Here is a 12,658-nt window from a genome sequence, read left to right on the forward strand (position 1 = left end):
ATTAACTCTTCCGTTCCAGAATGATTTCGCCGACAGTCCCGATCCGCGCCGTCCAATCGGCGTCCAGATAGGTGGTGCAGGTTCCTTCGGTGATGATGGCGGGGCCTGAGAGCGTACCGGCAATCGCCTGACGCTGTACGATCGCAAAGGACATGCGCTTTCCTTTCTCGAACGAAAAAGCCTCAAGCGTCTGGAACTCTGCAACGGCTTCCGGCTCGTGCGTGAAGCGGATTTCCCGCCGCGGCAACGGCACGCGCACGGTGGCACGAATGGAAACCACCTCGATTTCGTCGTTCATCGTGCTGCCGAATGTCCTGGTGTATTCGGCGCGGAACTTCGTCTTGATGGACTCCGCGCTCTCAGAGATCCTGCCATTCTCGTTATCGGCAACGATAGACAGCCGGTGCTCCTGCCCCTTGTAGCGCAGGTCGAGGCGAACGGCATTGACCGCTTCGGCGAACGAACGCTCGCTTCGCGACCGGATCGCGACAAAAAGCCCTTCCAGCACCTCATTGGCGATCTTAAGGCTGTCATCCGTCAGATCCAGGATGCGGGTACGCGCTGCCGACTGGACCATGTCCGCCCCGAGAAGTCCCCAGGCAGAGAAATTGCCGGCGAGTGGCGGCACGACGATCTCGTTCATCTTCAACTCGTCCGCAAGCAGGGTCGCCATCAGCGGTCCGGCGCCACCGAAGGGCAGCAACGTCATCTCCCGAGGGTCAAAACCCTGGTCCAGAGAAATCTCCCGCATGGCATTGGCCATGGCCGAGCTGGCAATGCGCAGAACGCCCGCCGCCGTCGTTTCGATATCTTGTCCGATTGCCGATGCGACAGGGGCAAGCGCGGCCTCGGCCTTGCCGATATCGAGATGGATGCCGGAGGCGAGATTACCCGGACCGAGCATGCCAAGATAGGCCGCAGCGTCGGTGAGCGCGGGCTGGGTACCTCCCTTACCGTAGCAGGCAGGCCCCGGAACGGCGCCAGCGCTTTGTGGCCCTACACGCATGAGATTGCCCGCATCGACATAGGCAAGCGACCCGCCGCCCGAACCGATCGAGCGCACGTCGACCCATGGGGTCTGCACCGGCATATTGTCGATCATGCCCTCGAATAGAACCTGGGGTTCGCCATCGATGATGACAGCCGTGTCGAAACTCGTCCCGCCGACATCGGCGGTGATCATGGCCTTCCGCCCAAGCATCTTGGCAAGCTCACCTGCCCCCTGAGCGCCGCCGACAGGCCCGGACATAATCGTTTCGAACGGTCGGTCTTCCGCCTCGGAAAATGTCATGGAGCCACTGCCGGAACGCGTAATCAGGCACTGACCCTTAAAGCCGAGATTGCGCAGCGTGTTTTCCAGCCGCCTGAGATAATTCGACATGCGACCGCGAACGAACGCATCGATGACAGTTGTCGACGTGCGCTCATATTCCCGGTATTCCCCGGAGATCTTGTGGGAGAGCGAAATGCCGCCCTCATATCCCGCATCACGAAGAATGGCTTCGATCTCAAGCTCGTGCTGCGGATTGGCAAAGGCGCTGATCAGGCAGACGGCAATGCTGTCGACCTTTTCTGCCGCCAGCAGTTCATAGGCCGCCAGAACACTTTCTCGCGTCACCGGCGATAGAACCGTGCCATCGCCCCGAATGCGCCCATCGACTTCCAGACGAAGGCGGCGCGGAACGAGCGGCACCGTTTGTTTCCAGAACAGATTGTACATTTCCGCGCGGTCGCCGCGCCGGATTTCAAGGACGTCGCGGAAGCCCTGTGTCGTGATCAGGCCGACCTTGGCCCCACGGCGCTCAAGCAGAGCATTGAGGCCCACTGTCGTTCCATGCAGGAAATACGCGGCGCTATCGATAATGTCCTGAGGCACGTGAGCACGGATCGCATGCGCGACACCTTCCTCAGGCGCTGATGGAACGGTGGGAACTTTTCCTTCAACCGTTCTGCCGTTTTCCTCATCGAAGTAAACAAGGTCTGTGAAGGTGCCGCCGATATCGACACCAATCCGGGTAGCCATGCGTGTTTTCTCCTGATGGGTCGCAGTGACGCAGAAGGCTTCGCTTCTTGTGCGCCCGACACGACGTTGTTCTCATCGACCGCCGAGAGGGAAATATCGGCGACCGACAACGTGCCTTACAGCGCCGTGCGTTTTATAAAGCGCACAAAGGACGCCGTAACACTTTAAATTTGCTGGATAATTTCCTCCTTAAATCCATGCCGATTTAAGGAATTAAGCAGTAGAGGCGGTTTACTTACCCATGAAGCGGAAGTCGGTGAGCGGCGCGAAACGGAACGACTTGACATTCTTGCTCAGGACAATGACCGGCTGGTCTTCGAAGAAGAGGAGCTTCGGATAGTCTGCTCGCCAGAGCTTGGTGATCTCGTCAAGGATCTTCTGATGCTCGACCTTGTCCAACGTCGCCCGCAACTTCACGACCAGCTCATCAAGCTGCGGATTGCAGGATTCCGTCAGGTTATAGGGCGTCTTGCACATGACGTCGTAGCCGAAATAGTAGCCAGCCTCGAAGACACCCGGACCATCGAGCCGCATCAGCGACTGCACCTTATGGCCCTGCGTCAGGTCCTGATATTCGGCGCCTGGCGCAATGCGGATCTTCAGGTTGATGCCGAGCTTCGACCAGGTGCTTTGCAAGACGGTGGCGATCTGCTGCTGCGTAGTGTCGCCTTCCTGAACGAGAACTTCAACGTCGACCGGCAGTTTCACACCGCTCTCCGCCAGCAATGTCTTTGCCTTGGCAAGATCAAACTGGATCGGTTTGCTAAGTTCGGCATTGAAACCGGCCATGCTCGGTGGCACCGGACCGAAATAGAGCGTTCCGTATCCGAATGCGACCTTCTTCACGATATCCTCGTAAGGGACGGCATGGGCGACGGCCTCGCGCACCTTCGGGTTATCCCAGGGAGCCTTTGTGTTCGGCAGCATCATCTGCTGGACGAAGGGATTGGAGAAGGCCTCAACCTTCACATCCGGCGAAGACTTAAGCGTCGATACCGCCTGCTTGGAGAGACCGTAGGTGACGTCCGCTTGCCCGCTTCGGGCCTGTAGAAGCAGGGTCGGAGCTGACGAAATCCAGTTCATCTGGATCGACTTCGCCAGCGGCGGCTCGCCGCCGAAATTTGGATTGGCCGTGGCATGGGCCGACTGGTTAGGCGAGTAGGAATCCAGCACATATGGCCCGGAGCCAGCAACATGCGACGACATGTATTCGTTCGGCTTACCGGCAACGACGCCACCATTGGCTTCAACGACCGTCGGATCGACGATCGATGCCGCACCCGTCGCCCAGTCGGCGAGAGAATTGGCATTGGACTGGATCAACTTGATGACAACTGTGGTCGCGTCAGGCGCCTCGATCGATTCGATAATGCTCGGGCTGAGGAATCCATCGGTCAGGAAGTATTGGCCACAACCGCCCATCTTGAGGCCGCGCTCGAAGGAATATTTGACAGCAGCCGCATCGACCGGCTTTCCGGAGGCGAACTTGTAATTGTCATTCAGCTTGAACGTATAGGTCTTGCCATCATCGCTGATCGTCCACGATTTTGCCAGATAGGGCCGAACCGAGCCGTAATCTACTTCCTCGCTGCCCGCAGCATTCTTTTTGATGCCGAGATCGACCAGGCGCACATAGAAGTTCTGCAGAAACCCGATATCCGGAACACCGCAGGCCCAGGCCGGGTCAAGGGTTGATGGCGCGGTTGGCGCATTGACGACGAGATCGCCCGAAGCCGCAAGAGCCGTACCAGCGCCCAAAAGCGCGGCGGCAGCCGTCATTCCCAACAATCGCGATGACATTCTGCTCATCATGCCCATGATTTAGTTCCCTTTTTATGTCACCCTTTAAGGAAGGCGCTTATATTTTTCTGATCAGAAATTATTTTCCTATCGTATTTTAAGAGGCCATGTTGTCAATAAAAATTTCTTAAGATCATCATTTTCGAATTCGATCAAAACGCTAGATTACTGATAAGAAATAACATTCTCAGAAAAACATTTTAGGCGCTGATAAATCGAACGAACCTTACTCAAAGGCAATCAAGGAATAATCCGCTTGCGATTACCCTATTTGACGCTTATCTTTCCTATAAGAAACATTTGTGAAGTTGCCCTATGACATTGAAAACGAATTTCGCAGCGGAAACCTGCCGCCTGCCGTTCGAAGCCCTTCAGAACCTCCTCAAGCGCATTTTCCTGGCGGCTGGAGCCAGCGAGCACGTCGCGAACATCCTCAGCGCCAATTGCGCTGGATGCGAACGTGATGGCGCGCTTTCACATGGCATTTTCAGAATGCCCGGCTATGTAAGTTCCATCCGCAGCGGTTGGGTCGATCCTGCCGCCGTGCCGGTTCTGGAGACCGGTGGCTCGGGCTTCCTGCGGGTCGATGCCCGTAACGGATTTACCCAGGTCGCGCTTGATTTCGCGGCACAGTCTTTAAAGGAGCGCGCAAGGCAGGAAGGCGTCGCGCTGCTTTCGATCCGCAATTCCCATCATTTCAGTGCGCTCTGGCCGGATGTCGTGCCCTTCGCCGAAGAGGGACTACTGGCCATCGCGATGGTCAACAGCTTTGCCTGTACCGCGCCTTTCGATGCCAAGGTGCCGGTTTTCGGCACCAATCCGGTTGCCTTTGCCGCGCCCTGTGACGGCATGGCCCCCATGGTCGTCGATATGGCCACCAGCGCCATCGCCAATGGCGATGTGCAGATTGCCGCGCGCGACGGCTTCAGCCTGCCGCCCGGGCTCGGCATCGACCGGAACGGAGAGCCAACCGTCAATCCCCATGCGGTGCTGGATGGCGGCGCATTGCTGACATTCGGCGGCTATAAGGGCTCGGCCATTTCCATGCTGGTGGAAGTGATGAGCGCCGCTTTGACCGGAGGCAAGTTCTCCTATGAAGTGGACTGGTCCGACTATCCCGGGGCGCAGACGCCGCATACGGGCCAGCTTGTTATCCTGATCGATCCGGATGCTGGCCGCAACGCACAATTCAGCCGCCGCGTCCGGCATCTGGTCGAACGGCTCCGGCTGGCAAAGGTCTCGCGCCTGCCAGGTGATCGCCGGCTGGTCACACGCGAGCGTTCAATGCGGGAGGGCGTGTGCCTGCAAAAGAGCGATCTGGAGAAAATGGAACTTCTCGCGCAGCAAAGATGGGCACCAACCTGATGTCGCGGGGCGGGGATCAGGTTGATCCTTGCAGAAGTTGCGGCTCTGTGGCATGGGCCATCGGAAGTTACATAAGAAACAACGTCTACAAGTGATGCACCTGAGACGTGACAATGGGAAGATCGCATATGGAGACGGAGACCTCTCAGCGCAGCTCGCCGCGAGCGGGTACGAAATCTCTTTCGGTAATTTTGCGCAAACTGAGAAAAAATGCGGGTCTCAGCATCGGCGAACTCGCCGAAAGGAGTACTCTCGCCCCCTCGACGCTCTCGAAAATCGAGAACGCGCAAATGTCGCCCACCTATGAGACGATCCTCAGCCTGGCAAGCGGCCTGGGTGTCGATGTATCTGAACTGTTCGCCCACAAGCCTAGCTCACCAGTCAGCGGACGCCGCGCCGTCACCCGTGCCGGCGAAGGCTCAAAGCTGAAGACCAGTCATTACGAATATGAACTTCTCTGTGCAGACATTGCCAACAAAAAGATCATTCCGCTACTGACGCGGATCAACGCGCATTCGGTACAGGAATTCGAGACATTGGTCGTCCATCCTGGAGAGGAATTCGTCTACGTTCTCGAAGGCAGCGTCACTCTGCATACCGATCTCTACTCCCCCACCGTCCTCAATGCCGGCGACAGCTGCTATTTCGACAGCATGATGGGGCATGCGCTGGTCAGCACTTCCAGCGAGCCGGCCACCATCCTTTGGGTTTGCTCGAATGTCATAAGTCCATTGATCGGCTGAGTTGGAGGATCTGCTCCGTGGCTCCCACGCATACCACTAACTCATGCTCTGATGAGCCAATGTGTCGGATGCAGTGAGCGTGGCGCTTCCGCCTAACCATGTTATTCCGTCGCGTCGAAGGCCACTCCGAAACCGGCCGCCGAGGTCGCAGTCTGCGCGGCGACAGCAAGCTGTGACATGACGCTTCCCGTGACACGCGATGCTTCCTCACCGAGAGCCTCAGCCAGGCGGACGCGAGCATCCTCCCAGGCGGCCATGGACTTGGCCATCAATTGGCGGCCTTCGTCGGTAAGCGCTAGGCGTTTACCAGCCCGGCCCCGCCCCCCACGACTATGCACAAGATTATTCCGTTCCAAGCTCTTTACACTTCGGCTGAGAGTGGTGGCGTCGACACCAGCGCGTGCCGCCAGTTCAGCGAGCGTTGGCTCATGGCTACCGCCAATTCCCACCAGAAGGCTGAACTGCTCTGCGGTGATCCCCAAGGGTCGAAAGCAGGCATTGTAGTAGCGTGTCAGTGCCCTCGCGGCGACCCGGGCCTGGAAGGCCGGGCACTCGGCTTCAACGCGGCGATAGAAATCTGAAGCATCCGTCATTTTCAGGTCTCGACAATCTTCGACTCACCTAATACTGTATATACAGTATTATAGGGAGCTGCACCATGACTGCCTATGTCCACGTCAACCTACGGATCAAAGATCCAACCAAACAAGCCGCGTTGGCGCCACGCTTTCAAGCCGCGTTAAAAGCAGCCGGAGGCCGTATCCTCCACTTTGGCCCTGTAGCCGAGATTCTGGAAGGGGATGTGATCCCTTTGCCTATGGCTGGTATCTTCGAATTCGCCACCCTCGCCGATGCGCAGGCGTTTTATAAGTCGTCAGAATATGCGCCAATCAAGGTCGAACGCGATGAGGCTCAGGAAGCACGCATGTTTATTGTTGACGCGCATTAAGTAGATCCGCCACCGACATCTGCCTTAGTCCACACCAATCCGCAATAAAAATTGCGATGATTTTTGTCATGGATTTCACGCTATCGAGATCTGTTCGTTCCCGAGGAGAATGGCTGTCGAAACCGCGACCGCCGTAGCAGAGCGTCGGAATGCCATAGTACAGGTCGTATTGCCGTGTGTCGCTCGTTGCGGTCTGGCTGAACGTTTCCAATTCCGTGCCCATGACGTAGCGATGGCACCTGGAAAGGACGGCTTCCGCCTCCGAACCAGGTTGGAAGACGTGGCCGTCTGCCTGGAATCCAATCCAGGTGACGTCCGGAATTTTTTCAGCGGACAGGCGTTTCGCACAGGCGGAGATGCAATCCAGAACACGTTGCCTGACCTGTGGCAGCGGATGGTCCGGCAGGACCGACAGCCGGCATTCGATCTCGCACCAAGAGGGTACGGAGCCAAGCCAGTCTCCTCCCTGAATCTTGCCAAGACTGAACTTGACCGGGCTTTCAATGTGACCGAACCAGGGATGCTGTTTTGCCTCCTCGTTGATCGTTTTTGTGAGTTCCTCGAGATCGGCGACATATTCGAATGCGGCAAGAATCGCGTTCGAGGTGCGCGAGGCGCTCAGGACATGGCCGGGTCGTCCGAGTATCCGGGCTCGAAACCAGACGGATCCAAGCTCGGCCCGCAGCAGGCGATGATCGAGCGATTCCGGGATAAGGCAGGCGTCCGCCCGATAGCCACGCTCGAGCGTAGCAAGGGCGCCATTGCCGGTGCATTCCTCTTCACTGACCGTTTCGACGAAGACTTGTCCGGCTGGGACATAGCCGAGCGCGCGGAGAGCATCGAGCGCGAACACCATCTCGCAGACACCGGCTTTCATATCGTTGGTGCCGCGTCCCCACATGAAACCATTTTCGACCTTTGGCTGGAATGGATCACGATCCCACAATTCCGGCGCGCCCGGCGGCACCACGTCGATGTGCCCTTGCAAGATAAGGCTGCGATGGGCGGGATCTGGATCTGGAAGCGAGGCAACGACCTGAATGGCCTTCACATAGTCCACATCCACTGCCGGCGAAGCGCCAGGCTTCCCTGCAATCGGCACGTCGGCAATCGCGAACTGGTCCACCAGCCAGCCGCGCGCCTGGAACTCCGATGCCAGCCAATCCTGGCACGGCGCCTCGTTGCCACGAACCGATCTGAAAGAGACGAGCTGGCCCAGCCATTGTACCTGCCTCTGGAACCCTGCCTCGATCACGGCGTCAAGCGCCTCTGAAAGTTTGACCAGATCCAAAGACTGGTCTGGTTTTGCAGTTTCATTTGATGGCATTGAAACTCCTTCTTGGACACATCGACATGCACCCATTCCCAAGCGTGATCGTCACCCAGAACCTCTCACAGACACTCGAAGGGAACAACCACAATGAAAATATTATTTGTCGACATATGAAATTTTGGGTGATAGCTTTTTTGATATCGGACCTCAGATGCCGAAATCGCATAGCGATGATCGCCCTTACGAGATCGACGAACCGAGACAGACAGGTTCGACTGGACGGAGAGAGTTCACAGATGAGACACCCGTACGACGTCGATGAAGTTTGGAGACGGGCAGCCGGACCGGACGCTGCGGCTTCACTTTTCAGCTATCTTCGCGATGGCATCCACCGCGACGTCGGCTGCGGCCTCCTCACGGCGTCGATCTACGACGTCGCCAACATGCGATCACGCCGCGTCTTTTCCGAGAATGTCGAAGCCTATCCGACAGGCAATTTTAAACGTCTCGACCGCAACCTCTATTTCGAGACCGTTCTGGTCGGACGGAAGCACTTTTCCTCCACGACCATCGAGGAAATTGCAGAGGTGTTCTTCGACTGGGAGAAAATCCGCGACCTCGGCTTCGAGTCCAATCTGAATATTCCGGCAGTCGCCAGCGATGTCGTCATCGGCTCGGTGAATCTCCTGGCAAAGAAGGGCCACTACGATGCCGAGCGCGTCGGGCGCGCGCTTCTCTGGCAACCGGTCGTCACGCTCTGCTTCCTTCTGCTTGCTCAAGGCAGTGTCGAGAATGCCACGTTCAACCCAGATTTCGACGGCACCGCCCATCCGGCAACGGAAAGGTAGACGCCGTCCTTCAGACCAACCGTGAAGAGCCGGAAAGGCCGCAGGTTCAACATCCAGAGAACAAGGAACCTAAGCCCATGAAATATGGAATTCTTGCCGCCGCCCTTCTGCTTAGCACCTGCCTCACGCCGTTTGCGGCTACCGCCCAGGACAAGCCTCTGAAGATCGCCTTTCTGGCCGCCTCTAGCCAGAACGGCTTCAACCAGGCCATCTATGCCGGCATTGAAAAGGCGGCCAAGGCGGCGGGAAACGTCACCACCGAGATTTTCGATGGTGAATTCTCTGCCCCGACGCAGTTCAGCCAGGTCGAAGACCTGACCGCCGGAAAGCGCTTCGACGCGATCATCATCGCGCCCAACGATACGGTCGGCATCGCCACCGCGCTCGAGGACGCCACGGCTGCCGGCATCAAGGTCGCCACCACCCTCTTCCCCATCGGCCCCGACCTCAAGAACATGCAGCCGCAAGTCAAGGGACTGACGACGACAGTCGCGTCCGACCCGTCGATCGGTGCCTCCGCACAGGCAGAGGCCGTGGTAAAATCCTGCGAGGGCAAGCGCCCCTGCAACGTCGTCATCATGATCGGTCAGTTGATCTACCCATTCGACAATCTGCGCTACGAGACCTTCAAGACCGTTCTCGCCAAGCATGACAACATTAAAATCGTGGCGACCGGCGAAGGCAATTACAGCCCCGACACGTCCCTCAAGGCTATGCAGGATATCTTGCAGGCCAATCCGAAGATCGACGCAGTGCTGTCCAATGCCGACCAGCATCTGCTGGGCGTCGAGATCGCGCTAGAAGATGCCGGTATTGACCCCTCTTCCGTCTATCTCATCGGCGGCGGGCTGAACCAGATCACCGTCGACAAGATCCGCAAAGGCACCTTCAAGGCGTCACTTGCCAATTTCCCGGTCTCCATGGGTTCCGCAGCGCTTGAATCCGTCGTCACTTCGCTGAAGGGCGGCACCGTACCTGTCTGGACTGACGAATCCAAGCTGCGAGACATTCCGCAGATCGTCGATAAGGCCTGGCTCGATGCCCATCCCGATTTTACGGCTGAATGGCAGGGCTGATCGTCAGCCCATGACATCGACGCTATTCCAGATGCGGACGATGCATCTCGATACATCCGGAGACCACGCTCTATGACCAAAGGCGACATCGCCGTTCGTATCCATGGCGTTGCGAAGAGTTTCGGCGGCACACGCATTCTCCACGACATCGGCATCGATTTCGAGGCGGGCAAGGTTCACGCGCTGGTCGGTGAAAATGGCGCGGGCAAATCCAGTGTGGGTAAGATCGTCGGCGGATACTATTCCGCTGACGAAGGCGAGATCGTCGTCTTTGGCGAGCAGATGAGCCGCTATTCCCCGCGCGAAGCGCTTCTACGCGGCATTGCCATGATCCACCAGGAACTTCAGCTGGTGCCGGAACTGACCGTGCTGCAGAACGTCTTCCTCGGCCGGGAGACCAACAAGGCAGGCTTTCTCACGCGCGGCGATCGCGAACGCTTTGCGGCACTCGAAATCACCTGCGACTTCGGGCTCGACCCGGATGCGAAGGTGGCGGACCTCAGGATCGCCGAACGGCAGAAGGTCGAGATCATGCGGGCAATCGCCCGCGACGCCCGCGTCATCATCATGGACGAACCAACCTCGTCGCTGACGGAGGACGAGGCGGAACGCCTGCATCTTCTCATCCGCCGACTGAAAAGCCAGGGCGTAACCATCATCTATGTCAGCCATTTTCTCGACCATATCATCGCTAATTGCGACCGTGTCACCATCATGCGCGACGGCCATGTGGTGCGCACAACGAACATCGCCGACGAAAGCAAGGAGAGCCTTGTCGACAGCATGCTGGGCCGAGCTTTCGAAATCGTCTGGCCAACCCTGCCTGCTGCACCTTCGCGCGAGATCGCCCCGATCGCGGAAATGCGTGCGGTCTCGACCCGCACCGGTCTGCACGATATCTCTTTGACGGTCAGGCCGGGTGAGATCGTCGGCCTGATCGGCCTTGTCGGCTCCGGCCGCACGGAGGTGGCCCGCGCGCTGTTCGGCGCCGACACCATCACAAAGGGCGACTATTTCATCCGGGGACAGCGACAGGATCGGCTCGATATTCCCTCGGCAGTGGCGCAGGGCGTCGCCCTTGTTCCCGAGGATCGTCGCAAGCAGGGCCTCGTTCTGACCCAGACCACCCGACCCAACATCAGCCTTGCGACCCTGGACCGGATCAGTCGCTTCGGTTTTCTCAAGAGCCGCCAGGAGCGCAACCGCACCGGTGGCATGATCCGGCACTTTGGCATCGTACCGGAGAAGATCGACGGGGACGTCGCCTATTATTCCGGTGGCAACCAGCAGAAAGTGCTTCTGTCCAAATGGGCAGTGGCCGAACCAAGCCTTCTCATTCTGGACGAGCCGAGCCGCGGCGTCGATATCGGCGCACGCCAGCGCATTCACGCCTTCATTGTTGAAATGGCTGCGAGCGGAGCGGGTGTCGTGCTCATCTCGTCCGAACTCGAGGAAGTCATCAATCTTTCGCATCGCGGCTACCTCATGAGCGAGGGCCGCATTTTCGGCGAGGAAGATTGCCGCTCCCTGACGGTCGAAAGGGCCCTCAAGCGCATCTTCGAAATCCAGAGCCGAAACATGCCATCCGAGGAGTTTAAGGGTCCATGACCAAATCACAGACAGCCGCACCTGCAAAAGGTGAAGGCAGACCTTTCAACGCAGGCGCCTTTGCCCGCGAATACGGCGTTCTCGTCATCATCGCGGCTTTGCTGATCGGCCTCAGCCTGGTTTCGGACAGTTTTCTGACGGTGCGCAACCTACTCAATATCGTCAATCAAAGCGCGCCGCTGATGATCATCGCCTGCGCATTGACACTGGTCATCATCGGCGGCGGATTCGACCTGTCGACCGGTGCCATCTTCGGCGTGGCCGCGGTCTCGTCCGGCTGGATCGCAACCCAGGTCGATCCCTATGTCGCCATCCTTGCGGGCCCGTTGATCGGGCTGGCGCTCGGCACTGTCAACGGATTGATCATCACCACCTTCAACGTACATTCCTTCCTCGTGACCCTGGCAACCAGTCTCGTCTATCGCGGTATCGCGATCCTGATCACCGGCGGCTCACTCATTCCGGTGCGTATCGATGCCTTTTCCTGGCTCGGGCGCGGGCGCATCGGCATGGTCAACGTGGCGATCATCGTCGTCATCGTTTTCATGATCATGATGGTGGTGCTGCTCAACCGCACGACCTTCGGTCGCAAGGTCTTCGCCGTCGGCGGCAATGAAGAAGCGGCCATCCTCTCCGGCATCAGAACCAATCTGGTCAAGATAATCACCTTCGCGCTCAGTGGCGGCGCGGCAGGGCTTGCCGGTGTGATCACTGTGTCGCGCCTCTCCATGGCCGAACCGCAGGCGGGCGCCGGTCTTGAACTGGAAGCGATTGCGGCGGTCATTCTCGGTGGCACGGCGATCACGGGCGGCGCGGGCGCAATCTGGCGATCGATCGCCGGCGTGCTCCTAATGGCGCTCATCGGCAATGGCTTCAACATCCTCAACGTCAATCCTTTCTTCAAGGACCTGACAACGGGAGTGATCATCGTGATTGCGGTCGCGCTCGCCGCATCGAATTCGCGGCGCTGAAC

Annotated in this window: 11 protein-coding genes; 7 read left to right on the forward strand and 4 right to left on the reverse strand. The window is 58.2% G+C overall.

The annotated features are described in order from the left end of the window. Position 1: 1 nt before the first annotated feature. Complete coding sequence (locus tag V6582_RS01045; protein ID WP_156632042.1) at positions 2-2,023, reverse strand: hydantoinase/oxoprolinase family protein; 2,022 nt, start codon at positions 2,021-2,023, stop codon at positions 2-4. 231 nt (positions 2,024-2,254) lie between these two features. Next, positions 2,255-3,823, reverse strand: a complete 1,569-nt coding sequence (locus V6582_RS01050) for an ABC transporter substrate-binding protein (protein ID WP_234889688.1) — start codon at positions 3,821-3,823, stop codon at positions 2,255-2,257. Positions 3,824-4,138: 315 nt separating this feature from the next. On the opposite strand from V6582_RS01050, the gene V6582_RS01055 reads away from it, so the two are divergent. Both V6582_RS01055 and V6582_RS01060 read left to right on the forward strand, forming a co-directional pair. Next, on the forward strand, positions 4,139-5,188 hold the full coding sequence (locus V6582_RS01055; RefSeq protein WP_156632044.1) for an Ldh family oxidoreductase: 1,050 nt from the start codon (positions 4,139-4,141) through the stop codon (positions 5,186-5,188). A gap of 128 nt (positions 5,189-5,316) precedes the next feature. Further along, the gene (locus V6582_RS01060) at positions 5,317-5,931 is read left to right on the forward strand and encodes a helix-turn-helix domain-containing protein (protein ID WP_156632045.1); all 615 of its coding nucleotides are present in this window, start codon (positions 5,317-5,319) and stop codon (positions 5,929-5,931) included. Between the two features lie 101 nt (positions 5,932-6,032). On the opposite strand, the gene V6582_RS01065 is transcribed toward V6582_RS01060, so the two are convergent. Then, positions 6,033-6,524, reverse strand: a complete 492-nt coding sequence (locus V6582_RS01065) for a MarR family winged helix-turn-helix transcriptional regulator (protein WP_156632046.1) — start codon at positions 6,522-6,524, stop codon at positions 6,033-6,035. A gap of 65 nt (positions 6,525-6,589) precedes the next feature. Between V6582_RS01065 and V6582_RS01070 the strand changes: the two genes are divergently transcribed. Further along, positions 6,590-6,880, forward strand: a complete 291-nt coding sequence (locus V6582_RS01070) for a DUF1330 domain-containing protein (RefSeq protein ID WP_156632047.1) — start codon at positions 6,590-6,592, stop codon at positions 6,878-6,880. Here the strand turns inward: V6582_RS01070 and V6582_RS01075 are convergent. Continuing rightward, positions 6,861-8,207, reverse strand: a complete 1,347-nt coding sequence (locus tag V6582_RS01075) for an ArgE/DapE family deacylase (RefSeq protein WP_156632048.1) — start codon at positions 8,205-8,207, stop codon at positions 6,861-6,863. The two genes, V6582_RS01070 and V6582_RS01075, sit on opposite strands and share 20 nt — an antisense overlap. A 242-nt stretch (positions 8,208-8,449) precedes the next feature. Here V6582_RS01075 and V6582_RS01080 point away from each other — a divergent pair, with 242 nt between their 5' ends. The 4 genes from V6582_RS01080 (at position 8,450) to V6582_RS01095 (ending at position 12,656) form a co-directional block, all read left to right on the forward strand. After that, positions 8,450-9,001, forward strand: coding sequence for a hypothetical protein (locus V6582_RS01080; protein WP_156632049.1), 552 nt, complete (start codon positions 8,450-8,452; stop codon positions 8,999-9,001). A gap of 77 nt (positions 9,002-9,078) precedes the next feature. Beyond that, positions 9,079-10,077: a sugar ABC transporter substrate-binding protein gene (locus tag V6582_RS01085; RefSeq protein WP_156632050.1), complete on the forward strand. Its 999-nt coding sequence runs from the start codon at positions 9,079-9,081 to the stop codon at positions 10,075-10,077. 72 nt (positions 10,078-10,149) lie between these two features. Then, positions 10,150-11,685: a sugar ABC transporter ATP-binding protein gene (locus tag V6582_RS01090; protein WP_156632051.1), complete on the forward strand. Its 1,536-nt coding sequence runs from the start codon at positions 10,150-10,152 to the stop codon at positions 11,683-11,685. Continuing rightward, positions 11,682-12,656: an ABC transporter permease gene (locus tag V6582_RS01095; RefSeq protein WP_156632052.1), complete on the forward strand. Its 975-nt coding sequence runs from the start codon at positions 11,682-11,684 to the stop codon at positions 12,654-12,656. The genes V6582_RS01090 and V6582_RS01095 overlap by 4 nt, the downstream gene beginning before the upstream one ends. Positions 12,657-12,658 lie beyond the last annotated feature (2 nt).

This window comes from Agrobacterium vitis (assembly GCF_037039395.1).
Taxonomy (GTDB): Bacteria; Pseudomonadota; Alphaproteobacteria; order Rhizobiales; family Rhizobiaceae; genus Allorhizobium; species Allorhizobium vitis_E.